General features: G+C 33.2%; 16 protein-coding genes. 4 read left to right on the top strand and 12 right to left on the bottom strand.

Translation table 11 applies throughout. The features are described from left to right. Positions 1–34: 34 nt before the first annotated feature. The 3 genes from ACMAYL_RS10045 to ACMAYL_RS10035 all read left to right on the top strand — a co-directional run bounded on the left by ACMAYL_RS10045 (position 35) and on the right by ACMAYL_RS10035 (position 2,831). Complete coding sequence (locus ACMAYL_RS10045; protein WP_103218444.1) at positions 35–592, top strand: regulatory protein RecX; 558 nt, start codon at positions 35–37, stop codon at positions 590–592. After that, positions 570–2,294 carry an ABC transporter substrate-binding protein gene (locus ACMAYL_RS10040; protein ID WP_158246905.1) on the top strand — a complete coding sequence of 575 codons (1,725 nt, stop codon included), beginning with the start codon at positions 570–572 and terminating at the stop codon, positions 2,292–2,294. The genes ACMAYL_RS10045 and ACMAYL_RS10040 overlap by 23 nt, the downstream gene beginning before the upstream one ends. Positions 2,295–2,432: 138 nt before the next feature. Continuing rightward, complete coding sequence (locus ACMAYL_RS10035) at positions 2,433–2,831, top strand: hypothetical protein (protein ID WP_103218446.1); 399 nt, start codon at positions 2,433–2,435, stop codon at positions 2,829–2,831. On the opposite strand, the gene ACMAYL_RS10030 is transcribed toward ACMAYL_RS10035, so the two are convergent. Further along, complete coding sequence (locus ACMAYL_RS10030; protein WP_392993760.1) at positions 2,824–3,057, bottom strand: hypothetical protein; 234 nt, start codon at positions 3,055–3,057, stop codon at positions 2,824–2,826. The genes ACMAYL_RS10035 and ACMAYL_RS10030 overlap by 8 nt on opposite strands. Next, positions 3,057–3,296, bottom strand: a complete 240-nt coding sequence (locus tag ACMAYL_RS10025; RefSeq protein WP_103218448.1) for a hypothetical protein — start codon at positions 3,294–3,296, stop codon at positions 3,057–3,059. The genes ACMAYL_RS10030 and ACMAYL_RS10025 overlap by 1 nt, the downstream gene beginning before the upstream one ends. A gap of 179 nt (positions 3,297–3,475) precedes the next feature. On the opposite strand from ACMAYL_RS10025, the gene rpoZ reads away from it, so the two are divergent. Continuing rightward, entirely contained in the window at positions 3,476–3,688 is a 213-nt protein-coding gene (rpoZ, locus tag ACMAYL_RS10020) for a DNA-directed RNA polymerase subunit omega (protein WP_103218449.1), read from the top strand. Positions 3,689–3,753: 65 nt separating this feature from the next. On the opposite strand, the gene lon is transcribed toward rpoZ, so the two are convergent. The 10 genes from lon to efp form a co-directional block, all read right to left on the bottom strand. Further along, positions 3,754–6,240, bottom strand: a complete 2,487-nt coding sequence (lon, locus tag ACMAYL_RS10015) for an endopeptidase La (protein WP_412463562.1) — start codon at positions 6,238–6,240, stop codon at positions 3,754–3,756. Between the two features lie 12 nt (positions 6,241–6,252). Beyond that, the gene (locus tag ACMAYL_RS10010) at positions 6,253–6,735 is read right to left on the bottom strand and encodes a hypothetical protein (protein WP_103218451.1); all 483 of its coding nucleotides are present in this window, start codon (positions 6,733–6,735) and stop codon (positions 6,253–6,255) included. Between the two features lie 73 nt (positions 6,736–6,808). Beyond that, positions 6,809–7,411 (bottom strand): hypothetical protein, encoded by a 603-nt coding sequence (locus ACMAYL_RS10005; RefSeq protein WP_392993765.1) that lies wholly within the window; start codon positions 7,409–7,411, stop codon positions 6,809–6,811. A gap of 117 nt (positions 7,412–7,528) precedes the next feature. Beyond that, entirely contained in the window at positions 7,529–10,078 is a 2,550-nt protein-coding gene (locus ACMAYL_RS10000; protein ID WP_412471050.1) for a hypothetical protein, read from the bottom strand. A 102-nt stretch (positions 10,079–10,180) separates the two neighbouring features. After that, a complete protein-coding gene (gene rpsI / locus ACMAYL_RS09995) occupies positions 10,181–10,582 on the bottom strand; it encodes a 30S ribosomal protein S9 (RefSeq protein WP_103218454.1) in 402 nt (133 codons plus the stop codon). A gap of 15 nt (positions 10,583–10,597) precedes the next feature. Next, positions 10,598–11,035, bottom strand: a complete 438-nt coding sequence (rplM, locus tag ACMAYL_RS09990; protein WP_103218455.1) for a 50S ribosomal protein L13 — start codon at positions 11,033–11,035, stop codon at positions 10,598–10,600. Positions 11,036–11,271: 236 nt separating this feature from the next. Then, positions 11,272–14,124 carry an outer membrane protein assembly factor gene (locus tag ACMAYL_RS09985; protein ID WP_412463561.1) on the bottom strand — a complete coding sequence of 951 codons (2,853 nt, stop codon included), beginning with the start codon at positions 14,122–14,124 and terminating at the stop codon, positions 11,272–11,274. Then, entirely contained in the window at positions 14,112–18,056 is a 3,945-nt protein-coding gene (locus ACMAYL_RS09980; RefSeq protein WP_412471049.1) for a translocation/assembly module TamB domain-containing protein, read from the bottom strand. Before ACMAYL_RS09980 ends, ACMAYL_RS09985 begins: the two co-directional genes overlap by 13 nt. Then, positions 18,053–18,940, bottom strand: coding sequence for a hypothetical protein (locus ACMAYL_RS09975; RefSeq protein ID WP_146037874.1), 888 nt, complete (start codon positions 18,938–18,940; stop codon positions 18,053–18,055). Before ACMAYL_RS09975 ends, ACMAYL_RS09980 begins: the two co-directional genes overlap by 4 nt. A gap of 150 nt (positions 18,941–19,090) precedes the next feature. After that, positions 19,091–19,663: an elongation factor P gene (gene efp, locus ACMAYL_RS09970; RefSeq protein ID WP_103218459.1), complete on the bottom strand. Its 573-nt coding sequence runs from the start codon at positions 19,661–19,663 to the stop codon at positions 19,091–19,093. Position 19,664 lies beyond the last annotated feature (1 nt).

The following is a 19,664-nucleotide window of genomic DNA, read 5'->3' as shown; positions in this document are numbered from 1 at the left end:
TGATAGATATTAATATTAAGGGGCACCCTTTCTAATGACTCTCAAAGAAACCATTGAAAAACTACCTCTAGACGACTCAGAAACGAAGTCTGAAGACATTCGCTCGTTTAAAAGAGCTTATCAATACTGCATCTGGCTTCTATCAAAGAGAGACTACTCAAGATATAAATTATCTCAAAAATTATACGAGAAAAAATACACTCCTTTCATAGATCAGCTACTAGATTTTCTAGAAGAATCTAAATATCTTCAAGAAGAACAATACATTCGTACACGTATTAAAACATTTATGTATAAAGGCTTAAGTAAGAGAAATATTCTCAATAAATTAAGGGCCGAACGAGTCGAACCTAGTACAGAGCTGATCGATGAATTATACGAAGAGTATCGATATACTGAAGATGGTCAACTAAGAGAGCTAATTAATAAGAAATTGCGTTCTAAAGGCGTTTCGGCCCTCGAAGATTTTAATTTTAAGCAAAAGTTGATACGCTTTCTTTTGTCAAAAGGACATTCATACGACAAAATTAATACTGAACTTAAAAATGTCCAAAATGATGAGGAAAGTAATGAGCAAAACTCCCCTTTTTAATTTTATTCTGATTATTCTGTTACTGCCTCTAGTATCTTGTAGAGTTGATAAAGATGATAAGAATACACTTCGATTTCCACTAACAGAATCGATCTCAACAATTGACCCCGTAAATGGCTATGACTCTGTTTCTATGTCAGTTATTTATCAAGGTTATGAACAATTATTCGAATATCACTATTTAAGAAAACCATTAAAGCTTGTGCCTCTTCTTGCTGAAGAAATGCCACAAGTTTCAGATGATGGACTTACATATACTATTAAAATCAAAGAAGGTGTGCAGTATCATGACCATCCTGCTTTCAATGGTCAGCCACGTTTTGTTGAAGCTCAAGACTTTATCAACCAAATTAAACGCCTCGCCTTTACTCCATATAGAAGTAATGGTTGGTGGCTCTTCGACGGTAGAGTTGTCGGTCTTAATAAGTTTAGAAAAGAAGTTGGAAGTGATTTTGATAAGCTTCTATCTACTGATGTCGACGGACTTAAAGCAATTGATAAAAGAACATTACAAATCAAATTAATTGCACCATATCCACAAATGTTAAACGCTCTGGCAATGAGTTTTACTTCACCTATGCCGGCAGAAGTTATTAAGAAAGAAACATTTCTTGATGAGCTCATTGGTACAGGCCCATATAAACTAGATAAGTGGTTTCGCGGTTCAAAACTCTTTATGAGCCGTTTTGATAAGTATCATAAATCATTCTATCCAGGAAAAGGTGACCGCTTCGCTCATAGTAAGAACTTACTTACTGATGCAGGTAAGAGAATTCCATTCATTGATAAAATTGAATTCCATATCATTAAAGAAGCCCAAACAAGATGGCTACAATTTATGTCTGGGAAATTAGATTTCCTAAGAGTTCCAAAAGATAATTATCACTCACTTGTATCCCCTAGCGGTGAACTTACAGAAGACTTTCGTGATAAGAATATCACTCTTGATATTTTTTCAAGTTTCACATACTGGTGGTTCTCATTCAATATGAAGGATCCAATCGTTGGAACAAATAAGAATCTAAGGCTTGCTATTGCACATGCTGTAAATGTTGAGAAGTATATTAAAACTTTTACAAATAATATTGGATTAAAGGCTAACTCAATTTATCCTCCAGGAATTCCTGGATATGATCCATCAAGAAAACTTCCATATTCTTATAACGTAGAGAAGGCCAAGGAATATCTAAGGAAGGCCGGATATCCAGATGGAAAAGGACTTCCAACTCTAGTTTACGATACGAGAGCATCTTCTACAACTCAAAGACAACGAGCAGAGCTTCTTAAACAAGATCTTGAGAAAATTGGGATTAAAATGAAAATCCAATTGAATACTTTTCCTGCGTTCTTGAAGAAATCAAAAGAAGGTAAATTACAAATATGGCTAGATGGTTGGACTCTTGATTATCCAGATAGCGAAAATGTTCTACAACTTTTAACAACGAAGAACCAAGCTCCTGGACCAAACGTATCAAATTACTCTAATTCAGATTTTGATAAAAAATTTGAAAGTATTAAAGTAATGAACGATAGCGATGAGAAATATCTACTTATGTCACAGGTAGAGGATATTGTTCTAGAGGACCTTCCTTGGGTACTTCTGTACTACTCTCGTGATTATATTGTTTACCATAACCGACTAAAAAACTTCAGATATAACGACCTAGTTGTTAATAAAGTTAAATACTTAAGACTAAAGTAGTTAATAAGCTAATTATTTTGGGGGAATATATTTCCCCCAATTTCCGTTAAAAACGCCCCTATCATTTTTTACCTCATTTTTCCGAATAGTAGATCAGTATGCTTGCAAAGTGTACTACTGCAACAAAGGAAGTAATGAATGAAAACTCTTGCACATTTCATACTCGTCATCATCGGAATCCTATTTCAAACGCAAGTTATCGCGAATGGCTACATGATCTATTCTGTGGAACATGAATTACCTATGACCAATGACGTACAAGAAATTCAAAAGAACTACTATGTGAACCTTGGAGAAAAACAAGGTATAAAAAATGGAACGTTACTCGATGTATACCGAGTCGTTATTTTAAATGATCCATATGACCGAGAGAAGCGCTACCGTCATAAAATGAAGGTTGGCCAGCTCGAAGTAATTCATCACGACTCAGATACTTCTATTGCGATTACTAAGAACTTTAATGACAAAGATAGACAGCCAATTCTAGATATTCCTGCCTTTATGGTTGGTGACCAGGTTAACGTAAACCTTAATTAGAACGCTCATGGAGCAGAAATCTTCTTTCTTTTAGAAGCTCTATCTGCTCTTTAATCGCCTTTGTCGCCTTCTTCTGTCTTCTTATTATATCTTCATCTCCGCCTTGCTCTTCTAATAGCTTTAAAACTTTAGCGGCCATTCCATCCGCGATTGCAAGCTTATTAGACATTTCGTGCAGAAACTTCCTTTCTTCTAAGGCCAGTTCGACTATTGTAGAATTATCCATTATTCACCAAAATATTTATAACTTAACACTTCACCAAAAAGTGTCTTTGATTCAATTTTTATAATATCAATCTTAAAAATATAGTAACCAATTGCCAAATCACATGGACCATTTTTAAAAATTAAATCAATTTTTCTTAATATATTGCCTGCACAGACGCCACTGAACTTTCTTTGATAATGTTTAACAGATTTTGAGACGGCCTGTTGTTCAATAAATATAAATAATTGCTTCTTCATATAAAATGTAATTTGCAAGTAAAATGCTCAACAATTGCAACCTAAGTTACTTAAATCACGTGAGACATATTCCTGTATTTCTAAATATTTTAAATATTTAGGCCCAATCTCTAGACAAAAACAGCGCTTTGTCCTATAAAAATAACTTAAGTCACATTTAATTTTTCGGAGTGCACAAAATGGCAAGAATTACGATTGAAGACTGTTTAGAAAAAGTTGAAAACCGTTATGAGTTAGTACACCTAACAGCTAAGCGAGTTAAGCAACTAAGAGATGGTGCAGACCAACTTGTTAAAAGTAAAAATAAAGATGTTGTTACAGCACTTAGAGAAATTGCAGCTGGTAAAGTTAAGCATGCTCCAGTAAGTGAGTACGACTCAGACGAATTCTAAGTCGAATTCTAATTTGAATTTAAATTTTTTCATATAAGAAAGGCCCTCCATGAGGGCCTTTTTTATTACTTAAACTTTGGTTTAAATTTTGGAATCGCAATTTTTAGAACTTCATCAAAATGCGCAACCGGATAAAACTTCATTCCCTTTCTATGTCTTTCAGGAACTTCTTTTAAATCCTTCTCATTATCTATTGGTAGAATAATATTTGTAATACCAGCTCTCTTAGCTGCTAATACTTTTTCTTTAATACCACCAACTGGAAGTACCTTACCTGTAAGTGACAACTCACCAGTCATTGCAAGATTACTCTTAATTGTCACATTATGTGCCAGAGAATAAAGGGCCAATGCCATTGTAATACCTGCTGAAGGACCATCTTTAGGAGTTGCACCTGCTGGAAGGTGAAGGTGAACTTCTCTTTCAGAAAGGAAGTCTTCCATCTCATCTTCTTCATTTTCATCAGAAACCTTTCTCTTTGGTTTCATCTTGAAATACTCATCCATTTCATTTTGAAGAAGTTGTTTTACATAACTATAAGCAAGGTTAGCTGACTCGTTCATTACATCACCAAGCTGACCAGTTAACTTAAACCCTTTACCATTCAATGAAAGAGTTTCGATATAAAGAATATCTCCACCATAACCAGTCCAAGCTAAACCAGTAGTCATACCAGGACAAAGCTTCTTAAGGGCCTTTTCACTTTGGTAGCGAGCAGTTCCTAGAATATCTTCTAGCTCCGTAGGTTTAGGATTGAATACCTTATGTCTCTTTGCCTTAACTTTTTCAAGTGCAGCACGACGACACATTTTAGCAATCATTTGCTCCATAACACGAACACCAGGCTCACGAGCGTAGTCTTCAATAAGCTTCTTAAGAGTAGCTTTTGATAGACTAATGTCTTTCTTTTCTAAACCATGCTTTTTAATTTGCTTTGGAATTACCCATTTAGTGGCAATTGAAAGCTTCTCTTCCATCGTATAACCACTAAGTTCAATGATTTCCATACGATCTAATAATGGTTCTGGAATATCACCAATGTAGTTTGCTGTAGATATAAAAAGTACTTTTGATAAATCAAAAGGAACATCTAGATAATGATCGATGAATGTATGATTTTGTTCTGGATCTAAAACTTCTAATAATGCTGAAGCTGGATCACCCTGAAAAGATTGTCCAAGTTTATCAATCTCATCAAGCATGATTACTGGGTTATTAACCTCAACACGTTTCATTGCTTGAATTAAACGACCTGGCATCGCTCCAACATAAGTTCTTCTATGTCCTTTAATCTCTGCTTCATCTCTCATACCACCAAGAGAGAAACGATAGAACTTACGTCCTAGAGATTCAGCAATAGATTTCCCCATAGATGTCTTACCAACACCTGGAGGACCTGCAAGACATAGAATTGTTCCATCAAATTGTGGCTTAAGCTTACGAACAGCTAAGAACTCCATGATTCTTTCTTTTGCTTTTTCAAGGCCATAGTGTTCTTTTTCAAGAATCTTTTGCGCCTTATCCATATCTACATAATCATCAGTAGACTTAGACCAAGGAAGGTCTACAATCCAATTTAGGTATGTACGTGTTACGTTATACTCAGGAGAAGAGTCTGGAATTACTTCTAATCTCTCTAACTCTTCATTTACAGACTGAAGAACTTCTTCAGGAAGCTTTGCTTCAAGAACTCTCTCTTTAAGCTTGCTAATATCACGGGCCTTATCATCTTCTTCAAGCCCAAGCTCAGATTTAATTACCTTAAGCTGTTCACGTAAGAAGTATTCTCTCTGATACTTATTTACTTTATCGTTAACTTCGTCTGAGATTTTCTTTTGAATATCTGCAACATCTTTTTCACGCTTTAGATAAACAAGTAGTTTTCCAAAACGTTTTTTAACAACAAGAGTTTCTAAAAAGTCTTGAGCTTCTGGAATATCAAGTGATAATGCAAAGGCAACTAAGTCAGCAAGTGCACCAGGAGAAGAAGAGTTAATCATTGCAAGCTTCATCTCTTCGTTGAAGTATGCGTTTACTTCACTAAGCTTTTTAACCTGATTAATGATAGAACGAGTGTATGCATCTAGTTCTTCATCTTCCTCTAAAATATCATCAAATACTTCATACTTTGCACGTAGTAATGGTGATTGTTCATAGATATTAGATGCACGATATCTCTTAATACCGTGAACTAAAACGTTAACTGACCCATCTGGCAGCTTTAGTCTTTTTACAACTTTACAAAGAACACCTACTTTATAGATATCTTTTGAAGTTATTTCTCTTGAATCAAGATCTTCTTGAATTGTAGGATCAATCTCTCCTTCTTCATTCTTAAGATCATTTTTAACCAAGTTAAGTGCAAGGTAACCACTCTTGATTAGATACTCATCTAATTCAGCAGTAAACTTGTCTTCAGTTAAAATAATTGGTGCAATCATTCCCGGAAAAATCGGGCTATTCATAATAGGTATGATTACAACATCTTCAGGAAATTTTTCATCCCCTGCTGAGTCTTTAATTTGCACGTTGTACTCTTCGTATTCATTCATAATAAATCACACCTACTTTTTAATATCGATTACTAATCGACCTGGATTTTTTAATGTAAAAACATCAATTGAATGTTTTCCATCGATAACAAGTTCTGCAGAGAGTGTATCGTCTCCTACAGGATAAAAATCAACTTTCTTCACAAGCTTAGAAGTTCCAAATGAACCAACTTTCTTATTAAGTTTTGTCTTAAAAAAATCTACATAGATCTTATTCTCTTTTTCTGACTTATATCCATAAACTCTTGGAGCTTCATTTGTTTCAAAGTCGAATACCAATCTTTCAAATCCTCTTGAGCTACCATTTCCATGACGAATTGATTTCAAGACAGAATTGGTATTACTATTTGTCGAATGAAAGATTCCTTTGTTAAAAAAGATTGATCTCTTCTTATCCGGAATTTTGCGAATTCTTTCGTTTAATAAATCTTGTGAATAGGCCTTGTGACCCAGTGAAAAAACTGTGATTAACAAAAGTACTTTTAATAGATTCATATTTACCTTCCATGGGATAATTAGTTAAATTTTACTAAATTGCGCGTCAAAAATGAATAGTAAATTTAGATAATTAGACTTTTGATTTTCTTAACTGTGCCGCACCAAGTAATCCAAAAAGAAGTGCTAACCAATAGATGTGAATTTTATATTCGTTTGATTCTGAAGAGTCGTTGAGTGAGGCTATTTTTCTTCCACCCTTTTTCTTATGAAAAATATCCTTATCAGTTCCAATCCCTTTTAATCCTTCGCCATAAATACTGCTGATCCACAGATTAAATGTACTGAATGAATTTGAACCAAACTTTGGGTTATCAGGAAATGCTTGAGAGATGACTGCTTCTTCACCACTTCGTCCAATTACATTATAGACACCAAGTCTTTCATTTAGAGGATAAAAGTCATATTCGCCTTTTCTCAAGAGTACGATATAACGGCGACCTTCAACGAAACGAGGTCGTAATTTATTAGGATACTCAATCCCCTGCCAAGTCCCACCATCGTAGACAAAGCTGAAGGAATTCTTATTCATCAATTGTCGACTTCCTAAACCTACAGATTTTTCTAATTTAAACGAGACATTCGTAACAACGGAGCCGTTGCTTAACTTTTTAGGGAAGCTTCCCTGATAAATTCCCATAATAATCGCATTTGATTCTGAGAGTTGCTTACTCAACGGAATTTGGAATAACTCTTGTGCCGAAACATTCACAGAAAAAAGAAAAGAAATAGTGCACAACAAGAACTTTAACATACTGTTCTTATCGGATAATACTCTTAATACTTTAGCATTTTAATCAAGCTCTATCGTATTGAAATTACTAAAAATTTCATGGTTATCGAGTAAAATTAGCGTATTCCCCTGTCTTGTTAACCCCTCAAGTAATTCACAGATAGAATTCAGTTCATTAATTGATAATCCGTAAGAGATATTCGTTAGAACAATAACAGAATTCTTTACTTTCTTATCAATGGCCTTAAGAAGTTTTACACGCAAGCGCTCTCCACCAGATAGCGACGGAATGATACGATCAAGAGTTAGGTAATCGAGATTTAATAACTTTAAATATTCAATTGTTCTCTTAATTTTCGGCGTCGTTGGAATTGACTCAAACAAAGTTGATATGGGTGTTTTACAAGCATCAATAATTGTATATTTTCCATCAGTGATAGTTGCGTAGAATTTTTTTAAACCTGTTCCACCACACTCATCACAATCGAATGTTACATCTTCAAGAAATTGCATATCTATTTCTTGAATACCCTTTCCTTCACAAACAGCACATTGTCCTAATTTACTATTTTTAGAAAAGTGACCTTTTTCTAGTCCAAGTGATTTAGAGACAGGTAGCTTTGAAAAATAGTTTCTGACATGACCACTTAAATCGAGAGCCGTTCCAACAGTAGAGCGACTTGTTGATTTTTCAATCCTTGTTTCATAAATAAAGATATTTTCAATCCCCTCAGGATAACTTAAACCATCTATTTCATAAGAAGTTTCAAAGTCATATTTTTCATTAAAGATATCTTCATTTAACTCATTAAAGAGTGCATTAATAACAAGTCTCTTATCAAATGAATCCATCTGAGTTTTCACTTGATTAATTGTACCGACTTGAAATTTGATCTCATTATATCTAAAGCCTTCAAACTCAATATTTTTAAAGATAATCTCCTCATCAGATAGAGATTTTTTAGAAGCTTTCTTTTTAACTGTTTCTAGTTTCGGAAGTTTATGAGCAACAACTTCACCACCTAAATGGCCTGCTCCAGGTCCAATAACAATATTATGGTCACTTCCTTGTTGTAAGACTCTACTATGTTCAACCATTACAACAGTATTATTTGAAGATAGTTTTTTTAGAAACTTCAATAAAACTTTCTGCTCTTCAGAATTCATTCCAAGACTAGGCTCATCAAGTACAAACAATGAACCACTACCTTGAAAACTTAAATAGCGTACTAGAAGTGATTTTTGATATTCACTTGTTTCTAGTGATTTAAGTTTTGTCATCAAAGGGAATTGCCCTAGACCTAATTCTATTGCAATTTCTAACTTGGCCAATATTTTTTTTACGATCGTCTCATTCTTATCCACGAATATATTTTCATATAGCTCTTCAATAGTGAGAGATAAACATTCTCCATATGAATTTATATTCTGTAAATTTCCACGGTGATGAAGTGCACTTGGGGAAACCCTTCTACCTTCACATAAGTGACAACACTTTTCACTCTGAAGTGATCTCAAAAAGATTCTAGCAGAACGCTTGTATCTTTTTTCTTCAAGGCCATAAAGAAAGTTTAAAACACCATAAAAGCGTCCACTTCCTTTCATTAAAATATCTTCGATCTCCTCTTTAACATCGCAAAAACGACTGTCAGGAGAGACGCCTACTTTTTTAATTTCTGCTACAAAGTATTTATAATGATCATTATATTTTGAGTATTCTAAGAAAGTTATTGCACCATCTGATATTTTTTTCTTTGGATATTTAACAATTTTATTAATGTCATAACTTAGTGTCGATCCATAACCCTTACACTCAGAGCAAGCACCAACACCATTGTAAGGAAGCAAGTCACTAATCTGACGTGCACTTCTCAATTCTTCTTGCGAACATTTAGGGCAATAAGCGCTAGTGTTTAAATTGAAGTGTTTTAACAAATCTTGACCTGCAAGAAAAACACTTAACTGAGATACAGCATTATTTTTTATAAGCTCAGCCCACTTTTTACGAAATTGATTCATACTCTTCGGTTTAATTCTAAAAATTTCCCATTGAGAGTCTTCTTTATCAAATTCTCGAATAGTTGAAGTTTTAGAATCAAAACTTCTAGCAGGCATACCATTAATATTCTCAAGATAATGGTCTTTGCCAATAAGAACATGAATGACTTTACAGTCATCACTCACGGATTCATTAATTTCAGTCTCAACTTGTGAAAGTCCATCAACAAACTCATCACCATGGATCAAGCATTTCGTGGAAAAAGGCTCAAAATATAATTGGGCCAATTCGTAACTAATCTCTAACTGGTCGGCCATATTTAATCGCGAACCAACTATTGGATTATTTTGTGCCAAACTCCAAACAGGAAGAACTGGTGAAATACTATCGACTTCTGCACTTGTTGGAACTCTTTCAAAAAAATTCATTGAAGAAGGAAGTGAATTTAAAAATCTTCTCTTAGACTCATTTGCCAATGTATTAAAAACTAAAGATGACTTTCCTGAACCGGATACACCTGAAACACAAGTGATCTTATTAATTGGAAATTCAACATCAATATTTTTTAAATTATTAGTTCTTACGCCTTTAAGCTGAATGGATTTTGCCATAAGGATTTATAGCATAGAAGAAAAGTTTTTGGTAGGCCCATGAATAAACAAGGCCCACAAAAGTGGGCCCCGCATATATTCGAAAATATTGTAAGATAAATCTTAACGCTTCGAGAATTGGTACTTTGCTCTTGCACCTTTCTGACCAGCTTTTTGTCTTTCAACTTTTCTTGGATCTCTTGTAAGGAATCCAGCTGATTTAAGCTCGCCTCTAAGTGCAGCATCAATCTTAAGAATTGCTCTTGCAACACCAAGACGAACAGCACCCGCTTGACCAGTAGTTCCACCACCAGTTACGTTGATTTTTAGATCATATTTGTCTGCAAGCTTAAGTAGGTTTAGAGGTTGGTTAACAACGTATCTATCTGTACCTTTTGTGAAGTACTCTTTGATATCTCTATTATTAACAACAACTTTACCAGTCCCTGCAGCCATGTAAACTCTAGCAACTGAAGATTTTCTTCTACCAACTGCCTGTGAATCCCAAGTTTTTCCTTTAGCCATAATAATAACCTCTTACTAGAATTTGTATTCTACTGGTTTTTGAGCTTCATGTGCATGCTCAGATCCAGCAAAAACCTTAAGTTTTGTTAATTGTTTTCTACCTAGAGAATTCTTAGGAAGCATACCTTTAACAGCGCTCATAAGAATCGCTTCTGGCTTTCTTTCTAATTGTTCTTTAGCAGTTCTTTCTTTAAGTCCACCAGCATACCCTGTGTGTCTGTAGTAAACTTTATCGTTCCACTTATTCCCAGTAAATCTAACTTTTTCTGCGTTAATAACAACAACAAAATCACCAGAATCTGTATGAGGAGTGTACTTTGGTGAGTTCTTCCCTCTTAATACATTAGCGATTTCAGTTGCTAAACGTCCAACTACCATATCAGTAGCATCAATTAAGTGCCATTTTTTGTCAGCGTCTGCTGGCTTCAACACAAATGATTTCTCAGTGTACATAGTAACCTTCCACTTTAATAATGTTAAAAATCAATAAAACGTAAACGCATCATCAGAATAAAATGATTTGTTTACAACACTTAAGGACCTAAAGGCCCATAATTCCGTTGTTTGTGGGGTAACGGGTTTCGGCAGATATTAAACAATTTGTCCCAATAAAACAATGGGAAATTGTTATTTTTTTGGCCATGCGTAATATTTTCTTCGGCCATAAGGCACTGAAAATACGTTTTTTATTAGAATTGGCCAATTGTGATGTGAAAACGGCCAAAAGAGTCGCCCCCGATGCGATCTAATTTCACTCCGTAGTCAAAATCTAGAGAGCCAATTGGTGTAAAAAACTTGAAGCTCATACCAACAGATTTCAGTAAGTCAAAATTATCAATTTTATCAACAAATACTCGCCCTGCATCAAAAAATACAGCAATAGCAGAATAGTCACCAATATAATATCTTGGCTCCAGTCTGAAGTTTACAAAATATGCCTCACCTCTAACTGTTGTGTCATTAATATAACTACCGTCATTAAGTCTTCCACTCTCTAGATCGCTATACCCACGCAAATAATCACGTCCAATTAAACGAAATACCTTTAATGGAGGAATATAGCCTGTAGTCATTGGTTTTCCATCTGAATCAATAATTACATTACCGCTACTATCTTTAACGATGTCACTAGAAAAGTTATGTTCATATCCAAGTGCTATTGAAGTCGCTAAAGTAATATCACCCATAGGAATATAGTTAAAATTTCTAACAACTGCCTTATGGTAATCAATCGTTAAATCTTCACTTTCTTGAGAACCTAAATAAGGATTAGCAAATTCCCAAGAAAAGTTAAACCATGAGCCCTTTTTTGGAAGTGTTTTATTGTCTCTAAAATCTAAAGTCAGCTCAGGTCTAATTGCACCAATAATATACTTATCTTCATCAATAGCATCCGTTGCATCAAATTGCCTGATATTATCAAATTCATATGTAAGACTCATCGATAAGACATCAGAGAATGTCTTTATAAGTTGAGGTGAAAAACTAATAATATCAGCGTCAAAGTCAGAATATCTTTTCCTTTCATATCGTGCAGTGGCCTTAAAAGTTACCTTCGAATTAAATAGATCGTAAAATAAATAAGGCTCTACATATTGAAACTGTACTAGCCCTTCTAAAAGCTTTCTAGAATCCTGTTTTCTACGGTCATCAAGATATGAAAAGTCAGTTCTCCAGTTAGTCTGCGCCTTGAAGATAAAAGAACGGTTCATTCCATTAAAGTTGTTATACGAAATAGTTGAAGAAAACTTTAGACCAAGATCAGTACGAAAACCTGGGGCAATTTCAGCAAGCCCAAAATCCTTTTCAGTAACTTTGATAACAAAGTTCAAATACTTTTCAGTAGGAGAAATTTCCTCTCCAACAAATGAAGAGATATTTACGTTCGAAAATAAGCCTAACTCTCTTAATCGTGCAATAAAATCATTCATCGCCTTTGGTGTAACGAGATCACCACGAACAAGAGGAAGCTCTCGTCTAATTACGACGTCCTTAGTTGCTGAATTACCTGTTACAATGACATTCCCTAAGTAAGTTTTTACACCTAGGCCAAACTTGAGATTAAGTTCAATTTCATTAGTTGCTGAGTTAACATTTACAATTTTCTTAGGTCGCTTTTCACTATAAGAACTAAAATAATAACCTCTTGTCTTTAGAGAGATTAGCGCATTTTTCAAATCTTCATCTATATGTACAACGTTGAATGGCTTACCTATTTTATTTTTTAAAACATCTTCTATAAAATATTTAGCCTCTTCATCCTCAATGCCCTCGATATTTATCTTACTTAAAATATACTGTGCACCTTCCGAGATTGAAAAAGATACTACTGCAGCATCGCCACCATCTATAAAGTCAACTTTAGGTTTTTCTATATTTACAAAAATATATCCATCTTTAACGTATAACTCTTTTATTTTTTCAGAAGCATTTTCTAGTCCTCTTTCATGAAGATAGTCTGCTTTGAGTAAGTCAGAGTCTGTTTTATAATAAATATTTCTTAGTCGTTTATTGTCTTTATAGTGATTTCCGTTAAAGTTTACTTGTGAAACTGTAACCTTTCGACCTTCATTAATCGTGAAGTATAGATTTAAAATATTATTTCCATTTAAATCAAATCCCTTCGCTTCCGTAAGTTTAGACTTTGCATAATAGTAACCATTTTCACGATAGAAATTTACAATATGTCGATTGAGAGAAATATCATCAAATCTTCCCTTATTGTTTTGTATATACTTCTTAACATGAGAAAGTAGATCATTATGATTGAGTCGGTAATTATTATGAAAATTAACACCAAATCTAGAACCAAGTTCGATATTAAAAATTAACTCATAATTCCCATTGTTCAAAACTTTAAGTTCTTCTTTTACACGCGATAACCAAAAGCCATCCCTAATAAGCAGGGTACGGTACTCCTGCAGCATTTTTTTATAATTAGTAAAATCTAGAGAAGTACCTCTTATACGATGCCAGAACTTTTCTGACTCTTTAAGCTTCACGCCAAATAAACCATTAAGCCTAATTTCTTCTAATCTTCTAATTTCATTCTTCAAAAGATTTAAAGTAAGCTTCACCCCTTCTTGATTTAACTCTTTAGTAATGGTGCCTACTTTAGAACCTTTTTTAAAGTATTCCTTACCGATTGCCTTAAGTCCCTCTTGTGCAGTAGTCTCATCATAATAGTCACCCTCTTTCAAATTAAAATCATTTTTTATACGACGATTAAGAACAGAGTCTGTTCCCTTAACATATACTGATAAAATTCGAGGCTTAGTCTCTACAACAATATTAAGTCGCCCTTTTTTAACTTCATAAAAGAATGTTTTATAGTATGGCTTTGCTAGTTCAAATTGAATCACTCTATTTAACTCCTCACGAGTTAAATCTTTGCCTTCATACTTTTTGAAGCTTTCGATAATATATAAACACTCCTCACGTCCAGTACAATCAATATCAACATTTTTGATATTAATTGATTCGGCTCCAAAAACTGGAGTGATTAGAAGAAAGAATGTGGCTATCAATCTTAGAATGACCATTTGTATTTTATATCGGCTCCTACAGAGCCATCTGTCCCTTCTTTATTGTTTGTATCATCTTCACTTTCAAAAATTCCTTCAATCGAAAGTTTGTCACTTATGCTGTAATCAACATTAATTGACTGCTTATTACTTTCACTATCAAAGGTATTGGAAAACTTTAAATTAATATTGTCATTCACTTTTTTCGTTATCTGTAGTTTAGTAGCAGTTTTAACTGATTGCTCAGATTTTGTAGCTTCTTCAATAGGACTATCCGAACTTTCAGTAAATTCAGGTAATACACTCAATTTCAACCCGAGTGCAGCATCTAAACCTTCGTTGATATTAAGTTGATCAACTAAAAAGGTTCCAATCCCAATTGTTGTTAAGTTTGTTCTTTGACTATCTTCTAAGTTCTGTGAGAAGTCTGAAGTTACACCTAAAGTTAATAATGAGAAGATATTATCTCTTGAAAGAGAAGGGGTTGATTCTAGATTAATAGAGATATCATCTACTGAACCAGTTATTCCCATTTCAATGTCATACTGACCAATTGTTGAATTCGCTAAAAGGTTTAATGTAATTGGATCCATATTCTCTTCTTTAGTAAAGTACACAACTCCTTCAGAAAGAATAAAATCATTTCCTCTAAATTTAAACTTACTAAGACCTGGAACAATGATAAGTTGACCTTGCATAGCCGGGTTTGTGAACTGGCCATCAATATGTAAGTCTCCCGCAATTAGTAAATCAGCTAAGCGGTTTCTTAAACGGACAGTTTCCTTTACACTTAAATCAATATCGAGATTAATAAGATCTGGAATTCCTCTTTGATTTTGAGTGATATACTTACTTAAACTTTTATTGAATTCAGAGGAAGATTTAAAATCATTAAATTCGTTTTCAATAAGTCCACCATTAACAAATACACTTCCTTTAATTAAATAAGGAAAACCTCTTCCACTCAGAGTTAAGTTCCCATCTGTATTAACGATAGATCGAGATTCAACTTGATAACCTACATTTGTATAATTTGAAGTTATATATACTTCAGGAAACGGAAAATTAGCCTTAATGTAACCAGAAAGATTAAAATCTCCTGAACCAATTTCGCCACTTAAATTATTTATTAGGATTTTTTGATCACGGTATGCACCAACTCCATTAGCATTTGATATTTCTAACGGAACACTTTTAAGCTTTAATCCAAAATTAGAAGTGCTAAGAGAATGTGATAGGTCATATTTTTTTCGATTACCAACAATAATCCCCTTTCCTTTGATTGATCCTAAAATCCTTTCAATCTCACTAGTAAGTAATGTTAGATAACTTAGATTAATATCTAACTCTTGAACTAATTGAAAGTTAGTATCGACATTACCACTTCCTGACAATTGATAGTATCCTCCGGATCCACTGAGAGAGAGACCTAATTGTTTAATTTCAGATTGTTCTATCTCTATTGAAGTTGGCCTTCTTAAAGTTAAGGATCTTCCATAATTACTTATATGAAACTGAGTTAAATTCATGATAGAGCTGACGGGTTTATCAGGATTGAAGTCATAAGACAGTTGACCGCTCATTTGTACAAAACCATTAAGCTCGTTGTTAAAAGAATTGTGCTCAGAAATAAATGCAAGAGATGGTTTAATATCAGGCATATCAACTGCATAATTCAAAATAACTTTAGGTTGTGATTTACTAAAATCTAGCTCACCATCAATATGTATTCCTTGATTAAGAATATTAGTATTAAAATTAATGATCTTATCAATGAATTCAAATTCTAACTCAGAAGCTCCAATTTCTTGGTTTCCGATCTTGGTTTCCGTTAAATATGCGTTACCTTTTCCTTTTAAAACACCATTTCTTTTTGCATCAATACTTGCAGAGAAATAACCATTATACCCAAGGCCAAGATCACGATATCGATATAAATCCCCTAATTTAATTGGAGTCGTAATGAATGAAATTTTTTCGAATCCATTTTTGAAATTGTAAACAAAGTCAGCGGATGCACTAGAACGATTCTTCTTTATTATTGCATCTTTTACTTCGACTTCCCTATTCGAGACAATTAGTTCTAAAGATATATTATCAATAGGCTCTTTATAGGCACTTACTTTATCTGAATCTATTTTCAACTTAGTTACTAAATTTGAAAAATTTCCAGATAGATTTACATCAGCATTAAAAACACCTTCAAGTGGTGTGGTATATACCTTAACATCTTCCCATATAGGTTTAATATTTCTATGTAGAAGACTTAGGTCAACACTCTTCATTTTAATATTTAAATCGACATTTTCTTTTTCTAAATTTACGACACCATAAATATTAGACTGTCCATTTGTTGTATTATTTAAACTATCAACATAAATGATATTTTCGTTAATTGAATACTTAAGATTTGCTTTGGATTTCTTCTCAAGCAAGAAACCAAAAACATCAACATACTCAACATCTGATGAGTTCACATCAATTACAACATTATCAGTTCCCTTTATTGTAATATCAAAGTCGCCATGTCCTTTTGCAACCCCAGCAATTTCACCACCAAGATCTGATATCGAGAAGTTCTTTGCTTTAATATCAAAGTCAACAAGATTACCTATTACTGAACCTTTCCCCATTAACAATGAATTATTAGTTTTAGCATTAACACTTATATTAAAATCACTTCCTGCTACTATATTTAAGTTCTCTAGGCTAATGTTAGAAAATTTTATAATGTTATCAGTACTTGGTTTTAAAGCTAAGTTAGTGATTGAGATAGGACTATTCTTAAAGGTATCGACTAAGACTTCACCAGAATTATTCATTCTCAATAAAACCTTTCCATTAGCTCGGCCCTTTAAAAGGACAAAATCCTCGCCTAGAAAATATAAAATATCATTGAGATGAAGATTAGTTGTTTCAACAACGACATCATTATCTATAACTTTGTCAGAATTAAAATTTAACACTAATTCATCAGCTACTTTAACTTTTCCACTATTCACTTCACCAGTGAAATTTCTAATCGTTAACTTGTTATTATGAAAAGAGTGTTTCGTTTTAAAAGAATCAAGATTTACATAATCAGAATGTATATTACTACCATTAGTAAAACCACTAACGTATATATCCTTCTTATCAACAGCACCTGTGATAGTCGATTTCCCTTCTATAACGCCATCAATATTTATATTGTATTTTCTTTTTATGTCCTCAAAACTATCAAAGTTTATTTTGTAATCGATATCGGAATGAACTTTCTTACTACTAAATTCATATTTTCCTGATCCGCTAATTTTAGAATCTTTAATGAATATATATCCATTTCTGACACGAATATTGTTTTCAACAATTTCAGCGTCAAGATAAAGATTATCGACTACAGCACCTTCCCACTTAACATTTTCAATATCAAGAAGGATGTCATAACTATACTCAAATGGACTAAGTGCTAGGTACTTGATCGGTATATTTAATTTATTTTCAGCAATATAAAAATCAGAGTTTTTAATTTCAATCTTGTTAATTTTAAAAGGTAATTGGTTAGTAACATTGGAAAGAGTATTAAAAATACTTACTTGAGAATTATCATCTTCACTCTTTTCTAATTTCTCTAGAACAACATAACCATCACTAAATTCAACAGAGTTAAATCTTATATTTGATGAGAAAAGACTTAAAAGAGAAAATGCTGCTGAAACATCCTTTACCTGTACTTCAAGTTCATCTCTTACTTTGAAATTAACATCCTCTAAAATAGTTCGAGGAGGGAAAAATCCACCCGAAACTCTAGTGAAAGAAAGAGACATATTTGAATCAATGATTACATTTTTATTAATATACTCTGTTAGTAATGTTGATACATATTTTGACTGTATAAAACGCCAGGCTCCTACCGTGAGAAGTCCAAAGACAAGAGTAAATATAATCAGAAATTTATTTACAAATCTCATCTCTTTAACATTACCTCAACATTCCTATAGCCTGGACTTAAACGATTAACAATAACTGCCATAAAGAAAGCTCGTTCATTATTTCCAAGTCGCTTATAAGCTGCAGCCATTTCAAATAGAGTATTTACATATTCAGTTTTAGACTCACAGCCATCAATTAGTTTTTCTCTTAATTCTACTAACGATAGCAACTCATCTTTCCTATTTGGAGGTAGATACAACGCCTCAACATAATCCCTGTTAAATACGTGCTCTTTCGTATTCTTAGTATGTTCTTCTATACCTGTATAATCTTTCAAATAATGATTAATCGCTCTAATCAAATCATTATCGTCTGAACGTTTAACATAGTTGTATAAAACATCTTGAAATTCTTCAGACTCAAAAAATAGAGGAATGATCTTGAATAGGGATTCAATAAACATCAAAGGATCTATTAAGTTAATATCATTCACTAACCTTTTTCTAATGGCCGATATTTGAAAATATATTTCAGGGTTTTTAACAGCAGTAATTGTTGTGATGATATTAGAGATATCTTCCTTTAACTCTTGGCCACTTATTAATTTAATGTACGATAATAAATCATTTGAATATGTAATATCAAAGTGCGTGAATATTTTTGTTAATTCATTTAAGCGATTAATTTTTTTTCTTTTTATCAAGTAAGTAGTGAGGCTACTAATTTCTAAAAATAATTTTTGAACTTTTCCAGTGGAGTGAAAAAATAAAATTTTTGAGAGTGAGTCTAGATAAAAAACATCAATTGAAGATTGCTCTTCATTATCAATACGATTTGATTCTAAAAAAATAATAAGCTCTTGAGTATTACTCATTACTTTTTCAAATTCATATTTTGTCATTTCGGTTGTGTTATTTGACACATTTCCTCTGGTATATAAATACAACTAACTATCTAAAATTATTATATCAAATAATTATTTTAATTAATGTTAAGCGTACTTTTTACCACAGAAAGACATGGATTAGAGATAAGAAAAAGGCCCTTTTAAAGGGCCTTTATATTTAAGAAATTATTTGTTTACACGCTCGACGTAATCACCAGTTCTTGTATCAATTTTTAGGATTTCCCCTTCTTTGATAAATAGTGGAACGTTTACTTGAAGACCTGTTTCCATAATTGCCTTCTTTAATCCACCTTGAGCTGTATCACCCTTAAGACCTGGGTCTGTTTCAGTTACTGATAACTCAACAAAGTTAGGAAGTTCAATCGAAATTGGTTTACCTTTATAATATAATAGTCCTACTTTAATACCTTCTTGTAGGTAGTTAGCAGCATCATCAATGTATTCAGTTGCAACGTGAATTGTTTCAAAAGACGATTGGTCCATGAAGTTAAATCCATCAGGATCATTGTATAAATACTCTACTTCTTTTTCTTCTAGATCTGGCTTAAGAGCACCAGTTGCTACACCAGACTTGAAAGTTCTTTCAATAACTGCACCTGTTTCTAGGTTTTTGATTCTTAACTTATAAAAAGCTGAACCTTTACCTGGGTTAGTGAAGTCACATTTAATACAAACATATGGTTTGCCATCGATTTCTAGTTTTAAACCTTTCCTAAAGTCGTTTGTCGATATTTCCATA

Source organism: Halobacteriovorax sp. RT-2-4 (genome assembly GCF_047085445.1).
Lineage (GTDB): Bacteria > Bdellovibrionota > Bacteriovoracia > Bacteriovoracales > Bacteriovoracaceae > Halobacteriovorax_A.
This window is presented reverse-complemented; position numbering and strand designations above follow the sequence as displayed.

Coding starts and splice junctions, on each gene's coding strand:
- ACMAYL_RS09980 (WP_412471049.1), bottom strand. CDS start 18,056: ATGAGATTTGTAAATAAATTTCTGATTATATTTACTCTTGTCTTTGGA.
- ACMAYL_RS10000 (WP_412471050.1), bottom strand. CDS start 10,078: ATGGCAAAATCCATTCAGCTTAAAGGCGTAAGAACTAATAATTTAAAA.
- efp (WP_103218459.1), bottom strand. CDS start 19,663: ATGGAAATATCGACAAACGACTTTAGGAAAGGTTTAAAACTAGAAATC.
- ACMAYL_RS10045 (WP_103218444.1), top strand. CDS start 35: ATGACTCTCAAAGAAACCATTGAAAAACTACCTCTAGACGACTCAGAA.
- ACMAYL_RS10010 (WP_103218451.1), bottom strand. CDS start 6,735: ATGAATCTATTAAAAGTACTTTTGTTAATCACAGTTTTTTCACTGGGT.
- rplM (WP_103218455.1), bottom strand. CDS start 11,035: ATGTACACTGAGAAATCATTTGTGTTGAAGCCAGCAGACGCTGACAAA.
- ACMAYL_RS09985 (WP_412463561.1), bottom strand. CDS start 14,124: ATGGTCATTCTAAGATTGATAGCCACATTCTTTCTTCTAATCACTCCA.
- ACMAYL_RS10025 (WP_103218448.1), bottom strand. CDS start 3,296: ATGAAGAAGCAATTATTTATATTTATTGAACAACAGGCCGTCTCAAAA.
- ACMAYL_RS10030 (WP_392993760.1), bottom strand. CDS start 3,057: ATGGATAATTCTACAATAGTCGAACTGGCCTTAGAAGAAAGGAAGTTT.
- rpsI (WP_103218454.1), bottom strand. CDS start 10,582: ATGGCTAAAGGAAAAACTTGGGATTCACAGGCAGTTGGTAGAAGAAAA.
- rpoZ (WP_103218449.1), top strand. CDS start 3,476: ATGGCAAGAATTACGATTGAAGACTGTTTAGAAAAAGTTGAAAACCGT.
- lon (WP_412463562.1), bottom strand. CDS start 6,240: ATGAATGAATACGAAGAGTACAACGTGCAAATTAAAGACTCAGCAGGG.
- ACMAYL_RS10035 (WP_103218446.1), top strand. CDS start 2,433: ATGAAAACTCTTGCACATTTCATACTCGTCATCATCGGAATCCTATTT.
- ACMAYL_RS10040 (WP_158246905.1), top strand. CDS start 570: ATGAGCAAAACTCCCCTTTTTAATTTTATTCTGATTATTCTGTTACTG.